Genomic DNA, 22286 nt, shown 5'->3' with positions numbered 1-22286 from the left:
GTCTTTATGCGTTGCCAAAAGTCAGTCTCAAAGCGGTTGCTGTCACCAACAGCCTAAAAAGGCTGGACTCGCTTACTTAGTGCTGCACAAGTAACAAAAGACGGGCTACACTGTAATGCACCAAAACAGTGCAATGCACCAGAGGTGTTTGCTCCGCAAGCGGGCACACTGGCCATAACCACAAGGATGAGACTGTGACTGCCGCTTTTACGCCATTGATCCTGAACAACCTGGTCACTGCGGTGATACTGCTCGATGAGCTGCTGAAAATTCGCTATGTCAATCCGGCCGCAGAGCAATTGATGTCCTGCAGCCAGCGGCGATTGCTGGGCAGTCGCTTTCCGGATCTGCTCCAGCACAGCTCGCTCGATCTGGGCCTGATTCAGTCGACAGTGCAAAGCGGACAAGGACTAACCGACGGCGAAGTAACCCTGGTGATCGATGGCCGCCACCATACCCTGGAAATCAATGCCAGCCCGGTAAGCTGGCAAAAAGAGGTGCTGATTCTGCTCGAGCTCAAACCCATAGATCAGCAGCGCCGGATCAGCCAGGAAATCAGCCAGCACGCGCAGCAACAAGCCGCCAAAGAGCTGGTCCGCGGGCTGGCCCATGAGATCAAAAACCCGCTGGGGGGATTACGCGGGGCCGCGCAATTGCTGGAAAAAGCCCTGCCGGATCCCAGCTATACCGAGTACACCCAAATGATCATTGAACAGGCCGACCGGTTGCGAAATCTGGTCGACCGCCTGTTAGGGCCGCAAAAACCCGGCATCAGAACGGTAGGCAATATCCATGTGGTGCTGGAGAAAGTTCGCCAGCTGGTGTCGCTGGATCACAGAGAGCAACAACTGCGCATCCAGCGCGATTATGACCCCAGTCTGCCGGATTTCAGCATGGACCCGGAGCAGCTGGAGCAGGCCATCCTCAATATTGTCAGTAATGCCGCCCTGGCACTGAGCCAGCAGTCGGGCGAAGGGGTAATCACCCTGCAGACACGCACCGCACACCAGGCTTTAATTCACGGTCAGCGACACAGAATCGCGGCCAAGATCGACATCATAGACAACGGACCCGGCATTCCGGCCGACATACAGGACACCCTGTTTTATCCCATGGTCACGGGCCGCGAAGGCGGTAACGGACTCGGCCTGTCCATCGCCCAGAATTTAATTGATCAGCACCACGGCAAAATTGAAGTGTCGAGCTGGCCAGGGCAGACAAAATTTTCCATTTATCTACCGATTCAATCAACAGAATAACAAAGCAGCCGGGCCTGTTAGCGTTTCCGCCATCACGCCCGGCATGCACACAAAGGACACAACGGAGGGCATGCGATGAGCAAAGGACTAATCTGGGTTGTCGACGATGACAGCTCCATACGCTGGGTACTGGAGCGCACCCTGAATGCAGCCGGACTGCGCTGCGAAACCTTCGCCGATGCCGACAGCGTCGTAGAAGCACTGGAGCGCAGCGTGCCGGATGTCCTGGTATCTGATATCCGGATGCCGGGCACAGATGGCCTGACACTGCTGCGCAACCTGCATCATGATTACCCCACCCTGCCGGTCATTATCATGACGGCGCACTCAGATCTGGATGCGGCCGTTAACGCCTATCAGGAAGGGGCGTTTGAATACCTGCCCAAGCCGTTTGATATCGACGAAGCCGTGAGCCTGGTGGAGCGGGCAGTCACCCACAGCCAGGAGCAAAAGCGCCAGCAGCAGCCGGAGGAAATCACCAAGCAGGCCCCGGAGATCATCGGCGAAGCACCGGCAATGCAGGAAGTGTTTCGTGCCATCGGCCGCCTGTCCCGTTCCTCGATTTCCGTGCTGATCAATGGCGAATCCGGCACAGGTAAAGAGCTGGTTGCTCAGGCGCTGCACCGCCACAGCCCGAGACGGGAGAGCGAATTTATCGCCCTCAACATGGCAGCCATTCCCAAAGATCTGATTGAATCTGAACTGTTTGGCCATGAAAAAGGGGCGTTCACCGGCGCCAACAACATCCGTCAGGGACGTTTTGAGCAGGCCAATGGCGGCACCCTGTTTCTGGATGAAATCGGCGATATGCCACTGGATATTCAGACCCGGCTGCTACGGGTACTGGCTGACGGTCAGTTCTATCGCGTTGGCGGACATTCACCCATCAATGTCGATGTCCGCATCATAGCCGCCACGCACCAGAATCTGGAACGGCTGGTGGCCAAAGGGGATTTCCGGGAAGACCTGTTCCACCGCCTGAATGTCATCCGGGTGCATCTGCCCGCCCTGAAAGACCGCCGGCAGGATATCCCGCAACTGACCCGCCATTTCTTAAAGCGGGCCTCCGATGAACTGGGAGTGGAAATCAAATCCCTGCACCCGGACACAGAAACCCTGCTCACCAGCCTGGCCTGGCCGGGTAATGTTCGCCAGCTGGAAAATACCTGTCGCTGGCTGACAGTGATGGCCAGCGGCAACGAAATCCTGCCGTCGGATCTGCCGCCCGAACTGACCGCCGTCGACAGCCAGCCGAAAGGCGACGGCAGCGAACCGCACTGGCAACAATCGCTGCAGCACTGGGCCCGCCAGGCATTGCAGCAGGGCAACCAGAATCTGCTGGGGGAAGCCATGCCGGAATTTGAACGTATTCTGCTTGATACCGCCCTGGAATTTACCCACGGTCACAAGCAGGAAGCCGCCAAGCTGCTCGGCTGGGGACGCAACACCCTGACCCGGAAACTCAAAGAGCTCAACATGGCCAGTGACTGACAGCCCTGCCACTGTCGGTGAGCAGGATTGGTGATTTTTTCAACAGCGGAAGTAAACATCAGCCCGATCTTGATGATCGGGCCAGATCCTCACCCTGAGTGTAATGATTGTCTTGATATCTTTGCTTATACTGAGGCTACAGTTTTTCCGGGATACCATGATCATGATTAGCAAACACCTGCCACTGACCGATTTGCACCGTCACCTGGACGGCAACATCCGTATTCAGACCATTCTTGAGCTGGGCCAGCAGTTTGGCATGGCACTGCCTGCCAACGACCTTGAGTCACTGCGTCCGCACGTTCAAATCGTGGAAGCCGAGCCCAGCCTGGTGGCTTTCCTGTCCAAACTGGACTGGGGCGTCGCGGTGCTGGGCGATCTGGAGGCCTGCCGCCGCGTAGCCTACGAAAATGTCGAAGATGCCCTCAACGCGCAAATTGACTATGCTGAGCTGCGGTTCTCACCCTATTACATGGCGATGAAACACAACCTGCCAGTTGCCGGTGTGGTCGAAGCCGTTGTCGACGGCGTTCAAGCCGGTTGTCGCGATTTTGGTATCAAAGCGAACCTGATCGGTATCATGAGCCGGACTTTCGGCACCCAGGCCTGCCAGCAGGAGCTGGACGCCCTGCTGAGCCAGAAAGACCACCTTGTTGCCGTTGATCTGGCCGGCGATGAACTGGGCCAGCCGGGTAACCAGTTTGTCGGCCACTTCAGACAGGTGCGCGATGCCGGCCTGCAGGTCACAGTGCATGCCGGTGAAGCCGCAGGCCCGGAAAGCATGTGGCAAGCGATTCAGGAGCTGGGGGCAGTGCGTATCGGCCACGGTGTGAAAGCGGTGGAAGATGCCAGACTGATGGATTACCTGGCTGAGCACAACATCGGTATTGAGTCCTGCCTGACCTCGAATATCCAGACCAGCACTGTCGCCAGCCTGGCCGGTCACCCGCTCAAGCAGTTTCTCGATCACGGCATTCTGGCCTGTCTGAATACCGATGACCCGGCCGTTGAAGGCATTGAGCTGCCTTACGAGTACGAAGTGGCTGCGCCTAAGGCAGGTCTGACGCCGGAGCAAATCCGCCAGGCGCAAATCAACGGCCTGGAACTGGCTTTCCTGTCTGACAGCGAGAAGAACGCCCTGCGCGAGATGGCGGCCAAGCGTTAATCCCGCCATCGCCTGCGCAACAAAAACGCCCCGCTTGAGATCGCAAGCAGGGCGTTTTTTTCGGGTTAGCCTGATCAGCGCAAGGGTCAGATCACCCGTGAAAACTGCTGCTGGCGGGCGCGCTGGCGCAGATAGATATCAAAGCACATACAGATATTGCGGATCAGCAACCGCCCTTTGGCGGCGACTGCAATCCGCTCACCTGTCACAGCAACCAGACCGTCATCGATAAACGTCTGCAGCAGCGACAAGTCTTGGGCAAAATAGTCCGCAAAGCTAATGCCATAGCGCTGCTCAATATCCGTTATCGATAACTCAAACTGACAAATCAGGGTTTTAATCACCTCACGGCGCAGCAGATCATCGGCGGTCAGGTTCACCCCTTTCCACAGGGCATGCTGGTGCGATTCAATGTCGGCATAGTAAGCATTCAGCTCTTTCTGGTTCTGGCCATAGCTGTCGCCAATCATCGATATCGCGGACACCCCGAGTCCCAGCAAATCGCAATCCCCCTGGGTGGTGTAGCCCTGAAAATTGCGGTGCAGCTTGCCTTCGCGCTGGGCCACGGCCAGTTCGTCTTCCGGCAGGGCAAAATGGTCCATACCGATAAACTGATAACCGCCAGCGGTCAGGGTCTCAATGGTGCTGTGCAGCATCGCCAGCTTTTCTGACGGCGCCGGTAAATCGGCGTCTTTGATTTTTCGCTGGGCGGCAAACAGTGACGGCATGTGGGCATAGTTAAACACAGACAAGCGCCCCGGTTTCATCGCCAGCACCTGCTCCAGAGTGTTAACGAAACGGGCATTGTTCTGTTTCGGCAAACCGTATATCAGATCCAGATTGGTCGAGCGGAAACCCAATTCCCTGGCTCGATTGACCAAAGCTTCAATAAAATCTCTGTCCTGCTCGCGGTTAACCAGCTGCTGAACCTCTTTATCGAAATCCTGCACACCGATACTCAGGCGGTTAAAGCCTTCCGCCCGAAGATGATCCAGCACATCCAGCTCTATCCGGCGCGGGTCGACTTCTATGCTGATTTCCGCATCCGGCTGCAGGGTGAAGGAGGCGCGCAGCTGTGCCATCAGCCGGGTAAGTTGCGGCTTGGTCAGAAAAGTGGGCGTCCCGCCGCCCAGGTGCAGCTGACTGACTTCCCGGCCACGCATCAGCGCTGCACGCTGGCGAATCTCAATGTCCAGTGCCGCCAGATAGATGTCGGCCTTATGCGCATGCCGGGTAATGACTTTATTACAGCCGCAGTAATAGCAAAGGGTGTGACAGAACGGAATGTGGATATAGAGCGACAAACGGCGCTCGGGATAACGCTGGCAGGCGGCGGAAAACGCCGCGGCGGTAAAGTTGGGCTGAAACTCCAGGGCCGTTGGATACGAGGTGTAGCGGGGGCCTGAATAGTTATATTTTTCGATCAGTGCCTGATCCCAAATCATGGATTGCTCTGTCATCGCGGCGTTACCTCACAGACGTTCTGCCAAGTCAATCCGCCAAGCTAGCATGAGGCCGCCGCCCGATTATTGATCGATAACAAAAACAGCTCGGATTAGGCCGACCGGCATACAAAAAACCCAGTGGCCAGCCACTAATGCCGATCGTTTTAAGTCATTGAACGATCCTCTGTAGGCTTCATAATCGGTCTCAACTTTGTTGAGGCCGATTTTTTTATGTCTGAATTTTCTAAAGAACTGCATATCACCGCTGAGTTCTGCCAAGACCACCATATCAATACTTTTGCTAAGCACATTCCCTTAGAGTGGGTAGAAGAAGCTGTTCAACAGACAGGGCGAGCTTCTGTTCGTAAACGACGTTTCCCAGCCGAGCAGGCTGTGTGGCTGGTACTGGGGATTGGATTACTTAGAAATCGCTCTATTCAGAACGTTTGCGACAAACTTGAACTCGCCTTTCCGGACTCGAAAGGAGAGCTGCCGCCTTTAGCGACAAGCAGTATTATTAAGGGAAAAGAAAAACTCGGTGCCAAACCAATGCAATATTTATTCAAACACACAGCCGCGCAATGGGAAAAGCAGTGTGAATTTGACCAAATCTGCGGGCTTAAAGTGCTCAGTGTAGATGGCACCTATTTTAAGACCCATGATACACCGAGTAATCAGGCGTTTGGATATGCTCAAAAATCGGCCTCCTTCCCCTCCGTTCTGGCTGTAACACTGATGTCGACCAGAAACCATATACTGTCAGATGCGGCCTTTGGCCCTGTAACCAACAGTGAAATTTCTTACGCACAACAGCTTATCGGCTCGGCGCCAGAAAATTCGCTCACGTTATTTGACCGGGGGTTTATGTCAGCAGAGCTGTTTCTAAGCTGGCAGGGAACCGGCCAAAACACGCACTGGCTAACCCCCATAAAGTCCAAATGCAGGTATGAAATTATCGAGTCTTATAGCGATTATGACCATCTGATTGAAATGCCCATCTCCCCTCAGGCACAAGAGCAGGCGCCTCATTTAGGGCAGACATGGCGTGCTCGACTGGTGCTTATCCCATCACCAAAAGGTGAAATTAAAGGATTCATCACTTCTTGCTTGTGTCCAAAGCAGTATGCACTCAAAGAGCTCGTTGAAGTCTATTGGCAGCGTTGGGAAATTGAACGTGGTTACGGTGAGTTAAAACAGTATCAATTACAGAACAAACCGCTTTTGATAAGTTTAAAAAGCGAAGGTATCTATCAGGAGCTTTGGGGAATTCTGATTTCTTACAATATCGTACGTTTAGAAATGGCCGAGATGGCCAGAGAACATAGCGTAGAACCGTTAAGAATAAGCTTCATCAATGCATTGTATTTAATACAAGATGAATTTGTTTGGGCGGATGGTCGAACACCTGGCACGATACCGAAAAACTTGAAAATATTGAGGGAAAACGGGAAAAGATTGATCCTGCCCAACAAGCGGAAAAGAAAGCCCTACCCCAGAGCAGTACTCAAGAAAACAGCAAAATATCCGGTACGGAAGAGGGATAAGAACGCCACTCGCTCTTAAGCGAGTGGCGTTAGTGGCCAGCCACTGGGTTTTTCATTTCACTCGCAGGCTCTGGGTCAGGCCTTTTGCGCCAGGATCTGAGTCAGTTCCGACTGTATCGCATCAAACAGCCGTGACTCAGCTTTCATGCGCAGCAGATCGTCTTTCATCCGCTCCTGCTTGGCCAGGGCTTTGCGTTCATCACCACGCGGCATCTCTTCAACCACTTTATACAGCTCAAACAAAGCCGGATACTGGGCGGAAAAGTTGACGCTGCGATCGGCCTGCAGGACTGTCATCAGCTTGTACAGGCGAATGGCAATTTCCGACATGTCACACTGCTCCTGCCGTCCGGCTTGCGCAATGATGTAGACACTTTCCAGAATATTGCTATTTCGCTGCGCAATTGCCTCGCTCTGTTGCTGCTCTGCGCGGGCTATAAAAGCCTTATGGCGCTGCTTTTGTAAATACAGCTGGTAGAGCAGATAACCGGCGTAGGCCGCCAGTGCCACAACAATCAGGCTTCCTGCCACTAACAACCAGAGTTTCAGATCCTGCAAGGCTTACTCCTTATCGAAATCGTCCCAACGGGTATTTTCAAAATCATCGAGCAGATCTTCTTCGCTGCGGGCATCCCCGGCGGCGATTTGATCCTCGGCTTCATCCTGTTCTTCTTCGTACAGACCCAGCTGTTTCATCAGCTGCTCAATACGGTCCAGTTTCTGGTCAACCTGCTTCTGCAGGCCGGCACCCAGTTTTTCGCCGGCATCGAGACGGTCCAACAGTGCCATCAGCTGCGGATCATTCTCCAGCATTGCCAGTTCCTGCTCGGCACTCATGCGGCGCGCCTGCTTGGTGGCTTTTGGCTCAACAATCAGTGGCACAGGTTTTTTACTGCCGTGGCGAGGATCTTTCGCCTGCCCCTGACGATGCGCATTCTGAGCATCAGCATCTGAGTGGCGGCTGCCCGCTTTCAAGCCTTTACGCTTACGGGCTTTCTGACGGGCACGGCCATCCAGGTCTTGCTGGCTGACACTCTTTTCTACGAACTGCGCCGGGCCTTCAGAGCCAGGTTTACGGCCTCTTTTCTTACGGGTCATGACTGATTTTTCCTCAGCATAATTACATCGTTACCAATAAATTCCACCGTCAGCCCATCTCGCTGTGCCAGATAACGGAACGTCTCTTGGCTGAAAAAGCTGACGTGGGTGGGATCATTCTTGTAATGCCAGCGGCTAAATGCCTCGGCATCGGTTGCCAGCTTAGTCATCAATCCCAGCCAGCCGCCCGGCTTGACCAATGACAGCAGCAACTGCCATTCACGGGCCGGGGTATAAAAATGTTCAATCGCCTCGGTACAGGTGACAAAGTCATACTGAGATGCCAGCGCACCGGTATCCGGGGCAAAATAGGGGTCATAAACAGCAACCTGATGTCCCTGCTCACGAAGCATGCTTGCCAGAGCAGGTCCAGGCCCGCAGCCGAAATCCAGGCCATCCAGCGGCCCTGGCGGCAAACGCGCACTAAGCGGTGCGGCCAGCCGGCTGAGGAAGCGGCGATACCCTTCATCTTCAACATGGTTTTCATGCTGATCGTAGACCGCTTTTTCCTGCTCAGGTGTCAGATGCGAGGCCGGGTCCGCAAACACCAGACTGCAGGCCCGGCATTGAAAATAGGCCCGCCGATTATCTTGATGATAAACCTGAATGGTTGCGCTGTCGCATAAGGTACAAACCGTCATCAGCATCTCCTTGAGCCAGGATTTCCGGCGCGGTCAAAATCAAGCCGCGTATGATAGCAGACCTGCGCCGATTGAGAAACGGACAGCGCGGTGAATCCCAGCCAGTAAAAAAGGCAGCCTGAGCTGCCTTTATTACACTGCGAAGCTTGCGATACTGAGTGTGTGATCAGTGAAGACCGCCAACGTACTGTGACAAGGCGTCGATTTCCTTATCACTCAGTTTCGCTGCAACTGAACGCATCATAGCGTTCATATCATTGCTGCGCTGGCCTTCGCGGAACATGGTCAACTGTTTCTTGATGTATTCCGCAGGCTGTCCGGAAATATCCGGGAAACCAGACAGGCTGGTGCCATTACCCCGCGGACCGTGGCACGCCGTACAGGCCGCAATTCCACGGTCGGCATCACCCACACGATAAAGCTGCTGACCGATTTCGATCGAGCTCTCAGTGGTAGTGCCTTCAATCGCAGGCAGGGAATTGAAGTAAGCCGCCAGATCCGCCATGTCTTGTTCAGACAATGGCATCGCCATGCCGCCCATCACAGGATCATTACGCCCTTGTTCACCACCAGTCGTCATCGCCAGCTTGAATTCCTTCAGCTGCTTCTCCAGATAACGTGGGTGCTGACCCGCAAGGTTGGGGTATTGTCCTGTGATACCTTTTCCATCAGCGCCATGGCATGCTGCACATGTCGCTGCTTTTGCTTTTCCAGCTTCAACATCTCCCTGGGCCCAGCTTGTGCAACTGGCAAGAAGTGTAAATATCAATGCTAATTTCTTCATGACATTCCGTTTATAATTATTGAGCTTCCAGTACCACAAGTATTGCTTAGCAACATGGTATACAATGCACCACTAACCAAGCAGGGTTAGTGGTACATTTTACACACTTTCGCATAAAAGTAATTAGTCGACGACCAGAAGACTTGACGGAGTTAACAGTGAATTCCCCTCTCAACTACAGACAAACCCATTTTATTACCAGTGCTCCGGACATCCGCCACCTTCCTTTGGATAAAGGCGTTGAGATTGCATTTGCTGGCCGATCTAATGCTGGTAAATCAAGTGCTTTAAATCGTCTGACTGATCAGAAAGGCCTGGCACGTACCTCAAAGACCCCAGGTCGTACCCAGTTGATCAACATGTTTGAAGTCAGAACCGGCTGTAACCTGATTGACCTGCCAGGCTATGGTTATGCTCAGGTGCCGCTTGAGATGAAGAAGAAATGGCAGGCCGCACTGGGTGAATACCTGCAAAAACGCGAATGCCTGCAGGGACTGGTGGTGTTAATGGATATCCGCCATCCGATGAAAGATCTCGACCAGCAAATGATTTACTGGGCAGTGGAAAGCCATTTGCCGGTACTGGTCCTGCTGACCAAAGCGGACAAACTCAAAAGCGGTGCCCGTAAAGCGCAGTTGCTGAAAATTCGCGAAGCCGCGCTGGCCTTTGGTGGCGATGTGGAAGTCGAGAATTTTTCTGCTCTGAAAGGCATAGGTGTTGATCAGGTCCGCCGCAAACTCGATATCTGGTTTGCCCCGGAACTGGCCCGTCAGCAGGCCTTGCTGGAGGCAGAGAATATTGAACAGGACGGTATGGAGCCGGACGCAGAATAACCTCTATCAATATGCCTGATCGCCCGATCAGGCATCAACCCGCCATTTTTCTCACTTTCGCACCGGTCAGACCATTGACGAACGCCAGATAAAAATGTCCCCACCGGAACGATGGGGCAACGGGAGAGAAATAGGAGGTTTTTATATTTGTTCAGAAAGGATTAATGATTTAACCAGCCAACGCAAGTTTTTTATACGAAATCTGGGCGTTTGTTCCCCTCTGATTCCTGATTTTCCATAGCTCCCCTCTGACATAACATGCACTTTTGCCCGACTCAGGCCAAAAGCTCAGCCAATTGTTTCATTCTGCAAATTAAGTCATCCCCTGATTTACCTGAACCGCTCAATTTGGAACTAAATTACAGAAACATGGCAAAATGACAAAAAAAAGCCACCCAAAAACGGGTGGCCGGATCATGGATAGGTCGGCTGGCAATGTATTCACTCAGTCCGACAAATATGAACAAGAAGCAGGCTTCATTATAAACGCCTCATTAACATAATTAAAGTAATTACTCTAATTATTATCCATCGGGTCATCCGGCAGAGAAACCACAACATCAGTGACACCGGGCTGAGGAGCCAGATTAGCCGCGATTCCGGGCAAAGATGCGTAAAGTATCAGCAAATACTGCCAGTAGAGGGATAGCTTATGCGGGAGAGAATGAGCAACAGTCGGGAGATGAAAACGGATAATGATTGGGCCGGCCACAAATAAAAACGCCCTGGCCAAATGACCAGGGCGGCTAAAAAAAGCCAAATCCAATAACGTGAAACAAAAGGTCTGAAAGATAGAACATCTTACCTCTGTACCCTACGCCGATAACTGTATATCAAGTGTGCAGAGAAAAAAAGCCCTTTTCGTAGTTTTTTTTCATATGAGACGTAATTAAATTATACAAAAATTTGATAAACCCTGACTCAGATTGAAAAAAACCGGCCTGCTGGCCGGTTTTTGACGATTTTATTACATGTTTCACGGTTCACGCTGAGGAGGATTAATGCGCCTGATCCCAGTTGTCACCGCTGCCTGCATCCGCGATAAGTGGCACATCCAGCTCGGCAGCGGCTTCCATCAGCTCGCACACCGATTTCGCCACACTCTCCAGCTCAGATTCTTTCACTTCAAACACCAGCTCATCGTGTACCTGCATCAACAAACGGACACGCTCGCTGTCTTGTGTCTGAATCCAGTTATCGACGGCCACCATGGCACGTTTGATGATATCCGCCGCCGTGCCCTGCATCGGGGCATTGATCGCCGCCCGCTCCGCCGCTTTGCGGCGAATGGCATTGCGCGATTTAATGTCCGGCAGATAGAGACGACGGCCAAACAGAGTTTCGACATACCCTTGCTCGCTGGCCTGGGTACGGGTGCTTTCCATATATTCCAGCACACCCGGGTAGCGCTCAAAATACACATTCATGTATTGCTGCGCCTCGTTCCGGCCCATCCCCAGCTGTTTTGCCAGACCAAAGGCACTCATGCCGTAAATCAAACCAAAGTTGATGGCTTTGGCACGCCGGCGCTGTTCGCTGGTGACCTCTTCAATCGGCAGGCCGAGGATCTCGGCCGCAGTCGCGGCGTGGATATCTTTGCCGTGACGGAAGGCATCGAGCAGCGCCTTGTCGCCGGACAGATGGGCCATGATCCTCAGTTCAATCTGAGAGTAGTCGACCGCCAGAATCTTGTAGCCTTCCGGTGCTGTAAAGGCTTGGCGGATCCGGCGGCCTTCTTCGTTGCGGATAGGAATGTTCTGCAGATTCGGATCGGTCGACGACAGACGTCCCGTGGCCGCAACGGCTTGATGGTATGACGTATGTACCCGTTTGGTGGCCGGGTTAATCATGCGCGGCAGTTTGTCAGTGTAGGTCGATTTGAGTTTCGCCAGCCCGCGATGTTCCAGCAGCAGCTTAGGCAGCGGGTAATCCAACGCCAGCTCCTGCAGCACTTCTTCATTGGTCGATGGGGTACCGGAAGGGGTTTTCTTGACCACAGGCAAGCCCATTTTCTCAAACAGAATCGCCTGCAGCTGTTTTGGCGAGCTGAGGTTAAACTCCTCACCAGCCACTTCGTAGGCTTTCGCCTGGATCTCATCTAACCGCACCGCAATTTCCTGCGACTGCGCGGTCAGCTTACCGGCATCGAGCAGCACACCAGTGCGCTCCATGCGAGACAGTACTGGCACCAGCGGCATTTCGATGTCTTCCAGTACGCTTTTCAGTTTAGGATCCGCATCGAGCTTGCCGATCAGCAGGTTGTGCAGACGCAGGGTGATATCCGCATCTTCCGCCGCATAAGGGCCGGCCTGCTCCAGATCGATCTGGTTGAAAGTCAGCTGTTTCTTACCTTTGCCGGCAATGTCTTCGAAACTGATGGTTTTGTGTTCCAGATAACGCAGAGACAGGCTGTCCATATCATGGCGGCCCACCACGCTGTTGTACACATACGACTCCAGCATGGTGTCGAAGCGTATGCCCTGCATGGCAACCCCATAACGCGCCAGGACGCTGGCGTCATATTTCAGGTTCTGGCCTACTTTGGCCTGCTCCGGGTCTTCCAGCAAAGGTTTCAACTGGGCGATCACCCAGTCGCGGTCCAGCTGCGACGGCGCATCCAGATAATCATGGGCCACAGGTACATAAGCCGCTTTGCCTTCTTCCGCCGCAAAAGACAGCCCGACCAGATTAGCGACCATGTAATCTAAGTTGTCCGTTTCGGTATCAAAAGCAAAGACATCAGACTGCTTGAGTATCGCCAGCCACTCGCTAAAGCGGGCCTCATCCAGCACCACTTCATAACCGCTACGATCAATCACAGGGGCTGGCGCTGCAGGTTGTGCCGGCTCACTGTCTTGTGTCGCAATGGTGGCTGCGCCATCAGCAATAATGCGGCCATCGCTGCCGTCAAGCATTTCTGCCAGCCAGCGACGAAATTGCAGTTTGCCGAACAGCCGGGTCAGCTCATCGATATCCGGGGTGCCTTTTTGCAGCTCATGCGGACCGAATTCGAGTTCTACATCCAGCTTGATGGTTGCCAGCTCATACGACATCAAAGCCGCTTCGCGGTTCTCTTCCAGTTTCTTGGCCATGGTTTTAGAGCCGCGAAAGCCCAGCGCCGCAATGGCATCCAGGTTGTCATACAGATCTTTCAGGCCGCCAATCCCGGTCAGCAGGGCCGTTGCTGTCTTGTCACCCACGCCAGGCACACCGGGAATGTTGTCGACCTTGTCTCCCATCAGGGCCAGATAATCAATGATCAGTTCCGGACCGATACCAAACTTTTCCCGTACCCCGTCAGGATCCATCACCACACCCGTCATGGTGTTGATCAGGGTAACGTTCTCATCCACCAGCTGCGCCATGTCTTTATCACCTGTGCTGATCAGCACAGGCATCCCGGCCTGGGAAGCCTGACAAGCCAGCGTGCCGATGACATCATCAGCCTCTACCCCGGGTTCGCATATCAGTGGCAGACCCATGGCTTTAATAATGGCGTGCAAGGGTTCTATCTGCGCACGCAAATCATCCGGCATAGGCGGGCGATGCGCTTTATACTCGGGATATAGCTCATCGCGGAAGGTCTTGCCTTTGGCATCAAAGACAACAGCAATGTGTTCCGTCGCAAATTGACGCAGCATGCTACGCAACATATTTACCACGCCATACACAGCACCGGTTGGTTCACCATCTGAGTTAGTGAAATTGGGCGAGGCATGATAAGCGCGATAAAGATACGAGGAACCATCGATCAGGATCAGTGGATTTTCTGGAATAGTTGCCATAATGGATTGTCTGTATCTGGAAGATAAAAGGATCAGGGTCTTAGGATGCCATGAGATGTGCCGAGTGTTAACAGAAGTTTTTTCCTACCTGGATCACTCCACCTGTGGATAAGTTTGTGAGTTTTTGGAATAAGCCTGATGATCTTTTTTTGAATAACCTGAGAAAGATGATTTAAATAATTTAAAAATCATATACTTAAAACATATAACCAAAAACAACCCTTGATCCTGAAAAGATCATCAAGTGTGGAAAAAGTTATCAGATGGCGGTGTAATCGGTCAAAGCGATGCCAAATTCCCCAAGGTTGAACAAAAAGGAGGCCAAGATGAAAAAGGTTGCAGTGATATTAAGCGGTTCCGGCGTCTTTGACGGCAGCGAGATCCATGAAGCTGTGCTGGCGCTGTATGCCATAGAGCAGGCCGGTGCCAGCTGGCACTGTTTTGCCCCGAACGTGGATCAGCACCATGTGATTAACCATATTACCGGCGAGCCGATGAATGAAACACGCAATGTGCTGATCGAAGCTTCGCGCATTGCCCGGGGTCAGATCCAGGATGTGGCTGAATTAAGCGCTCGTGACTTCGATGCCCTGCTGCTGCCGGGCGGCTTTGGGGCAGCGAAAAACCTGTCAGACTTCGCCATCAAAGGTGCATCCTGCCAGATCCACCCCGAGGTCAAGCGTGCCTGCCAGGAATTTGCCCGGGCGCAGAAACCGGCCGCTTATCTGTGTATTGCCCCGGTATTGATCCCCCAGATTTATGGCAAGGGCGCAAAAGGCACCATAGGGCATGAAAAAGAGGTAGCCAGTGCATTTCGCGCCATGGGCGGCGATCATATTGACTGCCCTGTCGATGAGTTTGTACTGGATCAGGAACGCTGTCTGTTAAGCACTCCGGCTTACATGCTGGCAGGCTCGATCTCAGAAGCTGCCAGCGGGATCAACAAGCTGGTACAGCAACTGGTTAAAATGGCCTGAAAAAGAAAAAGCGGCGCTTTATACAAGCGCCGCTCAGCAGAAGTGGTCACTGTTTTTAGCCCTACACCAAAAACCTGACCAAGCTGTATTACTGGAAGCAATGTGAGCAATGTCGTGCCTTCATACGGAAACTGTTACTGCTTATTTCCCGCTGAGTGCAAAGTAATAATAACCATTCTCATTACCTTTGCAAGCGTTAATTGATAATAATTTTCATTCATTAATAAATTCAATACCTTCGCCTGTTTATTGCTTGCTTTACCCATTCTCTGGCAGACAAAAAAGAAAAAGCGGTGCTTGAAAACAAGCACCGCTAAGCAAAAGTCGACAACATATTCAGCCCTACACTCAATATCTGCCTTCGCTAAAGTACACTGGAAGCAATGTGAGCAATGTCGTGCTGACAGACCAGAAACGCCTTGCTGTTCGTTTCTCGCTGAAAGCAAGTTAATAATAACCATTCTCATTTATTGATCAAGCATTATTTGCGAATGATTTTCATTTACCCTGTTTATCCCAACTTTTCACGAAATGCAGCCGATAATCCTCTATGCCGTCTTTCTTCTCCATATGCTCTATCTGATAACCGTTTCTCAACAACAATCTCAGCATCGAAGGGTAACGGTTACGGGATTTGACTCTCAGCTCCAGATAGCCCTGCTCTTTAACCCAGGCTTCCTGAGTGCTCATCAGAGCCTGAGCCACCCCATTGTGACGACCTTCGGCGACCACGCCACCAAGCCAGCTGTAATAACAGGTTTCCGACAGGCTGTAGCCAATTTTCACGCCCACCAGCTTTCCTTCTTTTTCCGCTACCAGAATCAAAGGACAACGTCCGCGTACTCTGGTTGCCAGACTGTGCTCTGTTTCAGGGTGATCAAATTCTTTGATTCTGGCCAGCACGCTGGCCGCCTCAGCCAGACTGGCTTCACGTATTTTCATCACAGCCCCCAACTCAGATGCCGCCGACAAAAAAGCCGGCGCTTGCCGGCTTTGAGTTTATGACAGCCCCTGCGAGGGCTCAAGCTGGGAACGAATACCAGTCAGACGCTTCACCAGATAATTGAGCAATACGCCGTACATAGGCACAAACAGGCCCAGGCTGATGATCAGTTTGACGCCATAATCCACCAGGGCAATTTCCACCCAGTGTTCGGCCATGAAGGCATCCGGGCTCTGATAAAAGGCGATGGCGAAAAAAGCAATAGTATCAAGGGCATTACCGAATACCGTCGAGCAGGTTGGCGCTATCCACCACTGCTTGCACTGGCGCAGGCGATTAAACACAGAAACATCCAGAATCTGCCCCAGCAGATAAGCCATAAAGCTGGCTATCGCGATCCGGGCCACAAAGAGGTTGAACTCACCCAGCGGCGCGAGCCCCTGAAAAGCGCCCTGATAGAAAACCACGGAGAGGAGATAAGACACCGCCAGAGCCGGCAGCATGACCCGGGTAATGATCTTACGCGCCATGGCGGCGCCGTAAATACGTACCGTCAGATCAGTGGCCAGAAAAATAAACGGGAAGGTAAAAGCGCCCCAGGTGGTGTGGACACCAAACAGGGTGAAGGGGATCTGAACCAGATAGTTGCTGGAGGCAATGATCACCAGGTGGAACAAGACCAGAATCCACAGAGCCTGACGCTGCTGGGCCGGCGAGAAAGGAGAAGTCGTCATCAACAGACCTTTTTGTCAAATGGGGGCGAGGGAACCCAAACACACCAACAGCACATTTTATGTACAGTGCTGTCACCAAAGGCGCTGATTATACAGTAACCAATCCGACTGCCAAGACACCACAGGGTTTGGCAAACGTTTGCTGTTAAAAATTGATTACTGAGTCAAGTTTTTGAGCCAACCAGCCAGAAAAGCCAGCGTGTCGCCGTCATCCCGGCTGAGTAATTCCAGCCACATCGCTGAACTGTAATGCTCGCCTTTCAGCATCATCCGGCAGCCTTCAAAATCGATCAGCCAGATATGTAAATCGGCATTGGCCTCTTTTTCTACCACGCTCGCCCCCAGCACAGTGATCAGTGCCTGCGCGACATCGGCAAAGCTGTCGTAGTCAAAATCCGGGGTCTGCAGATGCAAACAGCCTTGCGCGTTGTCCAGTTCGCGAACGCCAAAACGGATATCAGTCGGATAAGTCATTGGGTGTCCTTCCAGTCTCCGGCGCTGCCGGGCAGTTATGGTGTAAGTAAGTGTGTATTAACGTATCAAAGCATAAGCAAGGCATAGCAATGAGCAGGGATTCGTGGTCTTATCGCCCGGTTGCCTTGACGGCCAGGAGGCCTAGCCGGGTAACACTGAGGTGATGAATTGCATTCTCACCCCAATACGCAAGCTGTTTTGTAGTAAACAAAATCCTGGATTTTGTTTCTGCTACACTCTCTGCCGGATAATCGACGATTGTCCGGTATTTTTTTGCCTCCGGCTCAGCCCACTTGATACTCAGCAGCAGCCAGCAAATGCTCTTCGATCACCGATAAAAAGACCTTGCCGTATTTTTCCAGCTTCCGCTGACCCACACCGTTGACGGCCAGCAATTCACCTTCAGAAGTCGGTAAACGCTCGGCCATTTCCATCAGGCTGGCATCATTGAACACCACATAAGGCGGCAGCGATTCTTCGTCGGCAATCGCTTTACGTACCATCCGCAGTTTGGAAAACAGCTTCTTGTCGTACTGGCGTTTAAGCCGGTTGTCCTGACGGGCATTGCCGCGCGAGCTGCTGTCAATCCGCGGTACCGCGAGCTGGAGGCTGATCTCACCGCGCAGCACAGAGCGCGCTTTCTCGGTCAGCTGCAGGGTGGAACTGTTGACTATGTTCTGAGTCAGGAAGCCGCGGTGGATCAGCTGGCGCACAATACTGACCCAGAATTCATGGCTGTGCTCACGGCCAATACCGTAGGTGCTGAGCTTGTCATGCCCCTGCTCCCGGACTTTGGCGTTTTGCAGGCCGCGCAGTACATCAACCACATGGTGAACCCCAAAGCGCTGATTCACCCGGTAGACACAGGACAGCGCCTTCTGCGCCATTTCCAGTGCCTCAAAATGCTGAGGCGGATCAATACAGATATCGCAGTTGCCGCAGGCGTGTTCACTGTGCTCGCCAAAGTAATGCAACAGCACCTGGCGGCGACAGGTCTGCGCCTCGGCAAACGCCCCCATGGCATTGAGCTTATGGCTTTCGACCTGCTTTTGCGGGCCTTCCTCTTTCTCATCCAGACAGCGGCGCAACCAGGCCAGATCCGCCGGATCGTAAAACATCACGGCTTCGGCAGGCAGGCCATCACGCCCGGCACGGCCGGTTTCCTGGTAATAAGATTCGATATTGCGCGGAATATCAAAATGCACCACGAAGCGGACATTGGGTTTGTTGATCCCCATACCGAAGGCCACAGTAGCGGCAACAACCTGAATGTCATCGCGCTGGAACCCTTCCTGCACCCGGATTCGCTCGTCGTGTTCCAGCCCGGCATGGTAGGCCGCCGCACGTACCCCCTGCTCAGCGAGCTTCTCCGCCACCTGCTCCACTTTTTTGCGGCTGTTGCAGTAAATAATACCGCTCTGGCCCCGCACGCTGGCTAAAAAGCGCACCAGTTGCGCCATCGGCTTGTACTTTTCCTGCAGGGTATAGCGGATATTGGGGCGGTCAAAGCTGCCCAGGTGGGTAAAAGGGTCATCCAGCGCCAGCCGGCTTATGATGTCCTGCCGGGTGGTGTCATCGGCCGTGGCGGTCAGAGCAATGACAGGCATGGCGGGGAAGTGTTGCTTGAGCATACCCAAAGACGCATACTCAGGCCGAAAATCGTGCCCCCACTGGGACACACAGTGCGCTTCATCCACGGCCAGCAGGCTAACCGGCAAACCACTGAGCCGGTCAATGAAATCCCGGCTCACCACTCGTTCCGGCGACACGTAAACCAGCTTCAAGGTTCCGTCTGCCATCCCCTGCCAGGTGGAGTGTATCGCTTCCGGTGGCATGGTTGAATTGAGGCAACCTGCCGCTACACCATTGGCTTGCAATTGGTCAACCTGATCTTTCATCAGTGAGATCAACGGGGAAATGACCAGTGTCAGCCCTTCGCGTACGAGAGCGGGAATCTGATAACAGAGCGACTTGCCGCCACCGGTCGGTAAAATCACCAGGCAATCACGGCCTGACGCCACAGCTTCGATAACCGCCTGCTGGCCGGGCCGGAAAGATTGATAGCCAAACACCTGCTGCAGAATCTGCTCACTGTTGGCGGATGAAACGGCACGGCTGAGATCAGGGGTTGAGGCGGACATGACTTCACTCTTGATTGACACAGCCGGCTATTCTATACCATTCAGATCCCGGATGGGAGCGTCACCCTCACCGCAACCGGATCAGCAAAAGAAGTCGCTGGTCATTTTGAACAGGCTGGCATTATACTGCCCATTCGGGCATATCTAGCGTAATGCCCATACCTTCCTGTCAATATTTACCATAACGTACTGGAATAGCATGGACGAGCAAGCAAAAACGATCCAACGTGGAGTCATACTGGCTATCGCCGCCTACACCATGTGGGGTATTGCACCAATTTATTTTAAGATGCTGCAAAGCGTCAGTCCGATGGAAATCCTCAGCCACCGCATTATTTGGTCTTTCTTTTTTCTGGCGGGATTAATCTTTATTGGCAAGGGCTGGGGCAAAGTCCGACAGGTACTCAAACAGCCTAAAGTTCTGCTGATGTTGCTGGCCAGCTCTGTCATCATAGGTGCTAACTGGCTGATCTTTATCTGGGCGGTCAACAGCAACTACATGCTGGATGCCAGCCTGGGCTATTTCATCAATCCGCTGCTGAACGTGCTGCTGGGCATGGTGTTTCTGGGCGAGCGCCTGCGCCCGCTGCAGTGGCTGGCCGTGGCACTGGCCGCTGGCGGCGTACTGGTGCAGTTAATTCATTTCGGCTCTCTGCCCTGGGTCGCGCTGGTACTGGCCGCCAGTTTTGGCGTCTACGGCCTGCTGCGTAAAAAAGTCAATCTGGATGCCCAGACCGGCCTGTTGATGGAAACCAGTATTCTGCTGCCATTGGCACTGGGTTATGTGTGGCTGTTCGCCAGCAGCCCGACCTCAGACTGGACGCTGAACAGCATAGACACTAACTTACTGCTGATGGCGGCAGGGATAGTCACCACCTTGCCCTTGCTGTGCTTTACCGGCGCGGCCACCAAACTCAAGCTGTCGACGCTGGGCTTTTTCCAGTACATAGGTCCCAGCCTGATGTTCCTGCTGGCCGTCGCCGTGTACGGTGAAGAATTCAGTGCCGATAAGAGCCTGACGTTTGCCTGCATTTGGGTCGCGCTGGTGTTGTTCAGCTACGATGGCATCAAGGGACACCGCCAGAGCCGCAAGAAAGCCCAAATCGCCTGACACTGCCCGCCCCTTGCTACTCAGCACACAGATTGCTCACACTCGCGGGCAATCTGTGTTAAAAACACCTAATCTTATTGACTGATTCAAAACAATTTTCAGAAGGATAAGCCATGAAAAGGATCTCCCTTGCGCTGGCTCTGACCTGCGCATTGCTCTCCGTCTCGGCCTACAGCGAACAAGCCACAGATCTCATCGCCCCGGAAGGGGCAACGGGCTTTCAGCGGAACGCGCAGGTCACAGGCAAAGAGTGGATGATTGCCACCGCCAATCCGTATGCCAGTGATGCCGGGGCCGCCATTCTGGCCAAAGGCGGTAATGCCATTGATGCCATGATTGCCGCGCAGCTGGTGCTGGGCCTGACCGAGCCGCAATCATCCGGTTTGGGAGGGGGCGCATTTCTGGTGTACTGGGACAGCAAAGAAGCAGCCCTGACCACCTTCGACGGTCGTGAAACGGCCCCGGCCGAAGTCACGCCGCAATTATTCCAGGACGACAAGGGCACGCCTCTGTCTTTCTATGATGCCGTGGTCGGTGGTCGCTCTGTCGGCACCCCAGGCACAGTCAAACTGATGTGGCATACCCACCAGCGTTTGGGCAAGCTCCCCTGGAAGGATCTGTTTGAACCCGCGATAGCGCTGGCACGCGACGGCTTTACCGTCAGCCCGCGACTGGCGCAACTGGTTCAGCAAGACAGCGAACGCCTGCAGCGCTGGCCAGCCACCAAAGCCTACTTTTTCCCCAACGGTCAGCCGCTGAAAGCCGGGGATACGCTCAAAAACCCGGCCTATACCGATACCCTGCAGCAAATTGCTGAGCGCGGCGCCAGTGCCTTTTATCACGGTGATATTGCCAAAGACATAGTCAAAACCGTGCGCAGCGCCGAAGGTAATCCCGGGGTGCTCAACACCATGGATCTGGCTACCTATCAGGTCAAAGAACGTCCGGCGGTCTGCGCGCCGTATCGCCAGTATGAAGTTTGTGGCATGGGGCCGCCCAGTTCCGGGGCGCTGACACTGGGTCAGATCCTAGGCATGCTGAGCCATTTTCCGATGAAAGAGCTGGGGCCGCAAAAAGCGCTGAGCTGGCATTTGATCGGCGATGCGTCCCGGTTGGCGTTTGCTGACCGTGGCCGCTATATGGCGGACAGCGACTATGTCCCTATGCCGACCGCGGGGCTGCTAGACAAAGATTACCTCAGCCAGCGTGCCGGCCTGCTGAAAAGCAGTCAGGCATTGCAAGAAGTCAGCGCGGGGCTGCCGCCCTGGTCACACGCCGTAAATTACGGTCAGGATAATGCGCTTGAACTGCCTTCCACCAGCCATCTGGTGATTGTCGATAAAGACAGAAACGTGCTGTCGATGACCACCACCATAGAGAACGGTTTTGGCTCCCGCCTGATGGTGCGCGGTTTCCTGCTCAACAATGAGCTGACCGACTTCTCATTCAGCACCCACGACAATGGCATGCCGATTGCCAACCGGGTCGAACCCGGCAAACGTCCGCGTTCATCCATGGCGCCGACCATAGTGCTGAAAGATGACCAGCCGGTGCTGGCGATAGGCTCGCCAGGTGGCAGTCAGATCATCGGTTATGTCGCCAAAACCCTGATCGCTCACCTCGACTGGGGATTGAGCCTGCAGCAAGCGATCGATCTGCCCAACATGAACAATCGCTTCGGTCCGTTCGAGCTGGAGCAGGGCACCAGTGCTGAGCACTGGGCGCCGGAGCTGGAAAAACTGGGGTTTGAGGTCCAGATCAAGCCGCTCAACTCAGGGGTCCAGGCAATCGGCCTGTTCCGTGGTCAGCTCAATGGGGCCGCCGACCCGCGCCGTGAAGGGAAAGTGGTCGCCCGGTAATT

The 22286-nt window shown here is 53.5% G+C and carries 20 protein-coding genes; 8 read left to right on the top strand and 12 right to left on the bottom strand.

Annotated features, from left to right (window positions below):
- The first annotated feature begins 194 nt into the window (after positions 1-194).
- The 3 genes from glnL to add all read left to right on the top strand — a co-directional run bounded on the left by glnL (position 195) and on the right by add (position 3915).
- Positions 195-1259: a nitrogen regulation protein NR(II) gene (glnL, locus tag IFO68_RS19325; protein WP_192017428.1), complete on the top strand. Its 1065-nt coding sequence runs from the start codon at positions 195-197 to the stop codon at positions 1257-1259.
- Between the two features lie 75 nt (positions 1260-1334).
- A complete protein-coding gene (gene glnG, locus IFO68_RS19320) occupies positions 1335-2750 on the top strand; it encodes a nitrogen regulation protein NR(I) (RefSeq protein ID WP_161446827.1) in 1416 nt (471 codons plus the stop codon).
- A 163-nt stretch (positions 2751-2913) separates the two neighbouring features.
- The gene (add, locus tag IFO68_RS19315; protein ID WP_192017427.1) at positions 2914-3915 is read left to right on the top strand and encodes an adenosine deaminase; all 1002 of its coding nucleotides are present in this window, start codon (positions 2914-2916) and stop codon (positions 3913-3915) included.
- 86 nt (positions 3916-4001) lie between these two features.
- Here the strand turns inward: add and hemN are convergent, their stop codons facing one another.
- On the bottom strand, positions 4002-5375 hold the full coding sequence (hemN, locus tag IFO68_RS19310) for an oxygen-independent coproporphyrinogen III oxidase (RefSeq protein WP_192017426.1): 1374 nt from the start codon (positions 5373-5375) through the stop codon (positions 4002-4004).
- A gap of 216 nt (positions 5376-5591) precedes the next feature.
- Between hemN and IFO68_RS19305 the strand changes: the two genes are divergently transcribed.
- Complete coding sequence (locus tag IFO68_RS19305; RefSeq protein ID WP_192017425.1) at positions 5592-6923, top strand: IS4 family transposase; 1332 nt, start codon at positions 5592-5594, stop codon at positions 6921-6923.
- Between the two features lie 56 nt (positions 6924-6979).
- Here the strand turns inward: IFO68_RS19305 and IFO68_RS19300 are convergent, their stop codons facing one another.
- From IFO68_RS19300 to IFO68_RS19285, 4 genes are all read right to left on the bottom strand, one after another.
- The gene (locus IFO68_RS19300; protein WP_225445340.1) at positions 6980-7462 is read right to left on the bottom strand and encodes a DUF2489 domain-containing protein; all 483 of its coding nucleotides are present in this window, start codon (positions 7460-7462) and stop codon (positions 6980-6982) included.
- 3 nt (positions 7463-7465) lie between these two features.
- Positions 7466-8002, bottom strand: a complete 537-nt coding sequence (gene yihI, locus IFO68_RS19295; protein WP_192017424.1) for a Der GTPase-activating protein YihI — start codon at positions 8000-8002, stop codon at positions 7466-7468.
- Positions 7999-8643, bottom strand: a complete 645-nt coding sequence (locus IFO68_RS19290) for a class I SAM-dependent methyltransferase (RefSeq protein ID WP_192017423.1) — start codon at positions 8641-8643, stop codon at positions 7999-8001. Before IFO68_RS19290 ends, yihI begins: the two co-directional genes overlap by 4 nt.
- A gap of 166 nt (positions 8644-8809) precedes the next feature.
- Positions 8810-9427, bottom strand: coding sequence for a c-type cytochrome (locus IFO68_RS19285; RefSeq protein ID WP_192017422.1), 618 nt, complete (start codon positions 9425-9427; stop codon positions 8810-8812).
- A gap of 158 nt (positions 9428-9585) precedes the next feature.
- Between IFO68_RS19285 and yihA the strand changes: the two genes are divergently transcribed.
- Entirely contained in the window at positions 9586-10260 is a 675-nt protein-coding gene (gene yihA / locus IFO68_RS19280) for a ribosome biogenesis GTP-binding protein YihA/YsxC (protein WP_192017421.1), read from the top strand.
- A gap of 746 nt (positions 10261-11006) precedes the next feature.
- Here yihA and spfP read toward each other — a convergent pair.
- Both spfP and polA read right to left on the bottom strand, forming a co-directional pair.
- A complete protein-coding gene (gene spfP / locus IFO68_RS22205) occupies positions 11007-11060 on the bottom strand; it encodes a small protein SpfP (RefSeq protein WP_442957015.1) in 54 nt (17 codons plus the stop codon).
- A 198-nt stretch (positions 11061-11258) separates the two neighbouring features.
- Complete coding sequence (gene polA / locus IFO68_RS19275) at positions 11259-14045, bottom strand: DNA polymerase I (protein ID WP_192017420.1); 2787 nt, start codon at positions 14043-14045, stop codon at positions 11259-11261.
- A 326-nt stretch (positions 14046-14371) separates the two neighbouring features.
- Here polA and elbB point away from each other — a divergent pair, with 326 nt between their 5' ends.
- Positions 14372-15022, top strand: coding sequence for an isoprenoid biosynthesis glyoxalase ElbB (gene elbB / locus IFO68_RS19270; protein WP_192017419.1), 651 nt, complete (start codon positions 14372-14374; stop codon positions 15020-15022).
- 134 nt (positions 15023-15156) lie between these two features.
- Here the strand turns inward: elbB and IFO68_RS19265 are convergent, their stop codons facing one another.
- The 5 genes from IFO68_RS19265 to recQ form a co-directional block, all read right to left on the bottom strand.
- Complete coding sequence (locus tag IFO68_RS19265; protein ID WP_192017418.1) at positions 15157-15489, bottom strand: hypothetical protein; 333 nt, start codon at positions 15487-15489, stop codon at positions 15157-15159.
- Between the two features lie 31 nt (positions 15490-15520).
- The gene (locus IFO68_RS19260) at positions 15521-15964 is read right to left on the bottom strand and encodes a GNAT family N-acetyltransferase (protein ID WP_192017417.1); all 444 of its coding nucleotides are present in this window, start codon (positions 15962-15964) and stop codon (positions 15521-15523) included.
- A gap of 57 nt (positions 15965-16021) precedes the next feature.
- Positions 16022-16699 (bottom strand): 7-cyano-7-deazaguanine/7-aminomethyl-7-deazaguanine transporter, encoded by a 678-nt coding sequence (locus tag IFO68_RS19255; protein ID WP_192017416.1) that lies wholly within the window; start codon positions 16697-16699, stop codon positions 16022-16024.
- 156 nt (positions 16700-16855) lie between these two features.
- Entirely contained in the window at positions 16856-17173 is a 318-nt protein-coding gene (locus IFO68_RS19250; protein WP_192017415.1) for a DUF3630 family protein, read from the bottom strand.
- Between the two features lie 284 nt (positions 17174-17457).
- The gene (gene recQ, locus IFO68_RS19245; RefSeq protein WP_192017414.1) at positions 17458-19314 is read right to left on the bottom strand and encodes an ATP-dependent DNA helicase RecQ; all 1857 of its coding nucleotides are present in this window, start codon (positions 19312-19314) and stop codon (positions 17458-17460) included.
- Positions 19315-19513: 199 nt separating this feature from the next.
- Between recQ and rarD the strand changes: the two genes are divergently transcribed.
- Positions 19514-20425 carry an EamA family transporter RarD gene (gene rarD / locus IFO68_RS19240; protein WP_192017413.1) on the top strand — a complete coding sequence of 304 codons (912 nt, stop codon included), beginning with the start codon at positions 19514-19516 and terminating at the stop codon, positions 20423-20425.
- Positions 20426-20538: 113 nt separating this feature from the next.
- Positions 20539-22284, top strand: coding sequence for a gamma-glutamyltransferase (gene ggt / locus IFO68_RS19235; protein ID WP_192017412.1), 1746 nt, complete (start codon positions 20539-20541; stop codon positions 22282-22284).
- The last annotated feature ends 2 nt before the right edge of the window (positions 22285-22286 follow it).

This window comes from Photobacterium arenosum, assembly GCF_014841115.1.
GTDB classification, from domain to species: domain Bacteria; phylum Pseudomonadota; class Gammaproteobacteria; order Enterobacterales; family Vibrionaceae; genus Photobacterium; species Photobacterium arenosum.
This window is presented reverse-complemented; position numbering and strand designations above follow the sequence as displayed.

Coding starts and splice junctions, on each gene's coding strand:
- rarD (WP_192017413.1), top strand. CDS start 19,514: ATGGACGAGCAAGCAAAAACGATCCAACGTGGAGTCATACTGGCTATC.
- IFO68_RS19305 (WP_192017425.1), top strand. CDS start 5,592: ATGTCTGAATTTTCTAAAGAACTGCATATCACCGCTGAGTTCTGCCAA.
- hemN (WP_192017426.1), bottom strand. CDS start 5,375: ATGACAGAGCAATCCATGATTTGGGATCAGGCACTGATCGAAAAATAT.
- elbB (WP_192017419.1), top strand. CDS start 14,372: ATGAAAAAGGTTGCAGTGATATTAAGCGGTTCCGGCGTCTTTGACGGC.
- recQ (WP_192017414.1), bottom strand. CDS start 19,314: ATGTCCGCCTCAACCCCTGATCTCAGCCGTGCCGTTTCATCCGCCAAC.
- IFO68_RS19265 (WP_192017418.1), bottom strand. CDS start 15,489: ATGAGAATGGTTATTATTAACTTGCTTTCAGCGAGAAACGAACAGCAA.
- yihI (WP_192017424.1), bottom strand. CDS start 8,002: ATGACCCGTAAGAAAAGAGGCCGTAAACCTGGCTCTGAAGGCCCGGCG.
- ggt (WP_192017412.1), top strand. CDS start 20,539: ATGAAAAGGATCTCCCTTGCGCTGGCTCTGACCTGCGCATTGCTCTCC.
- glnG (WP_161446827.1), top strand. CDS start 1,335: ATGAGCAAAGGACTAATCTGGGTTGTCGACGATGACAGCTCCATACGC.
- IFO68_RS19285 (WP_192017422.1), bottom strand. CDS start 9,427: ATGAAGAAATTAGCATTGATATTTACACTTCTTGCCAGTTGCACAAGC.
- IFO68_RS19260 (WP_192017417.1), bottom strand. CDS start 15,964: ATGAAAATACGTGAAGCCAGTCTGGCTGAGGCGGCCAGCGTGCTGGCC.
- IFO68_RS19290 (WP_192017423.1), bottom strand. CDS start 8,643: ATGACGGTTTGTACCTTATGCGACAGCGCAACCATTCAGGTTTATCAT.
- add (WP_192017427.1), top strand. CDS start 2,914: ATGATTAGCAAACACCTGCCACTGACCGATTTGCACCGTCACCTGGAC.
- IFO68_RS19255 (WP_192017416.1), bottom strand. CDS start 16,699: ATGACGACTTCTCCTTTCTCGCCGGCCCAGCAGCGTCAGGCTCTGTGG.
- polA (WP_192017420.1), bottom strand. CDS start 14,045: ATGGCAACTATTCCAGAAAATCCACTGATCCTGATCGATGGTTCCTCG.
- IFO68_RS19250 (WP_192017415.1), bottom strand. CDS start 17,173: ATGACTTATCCGACTGATATCCGTTTTGGCGTTCGCGAACTGGACAAC.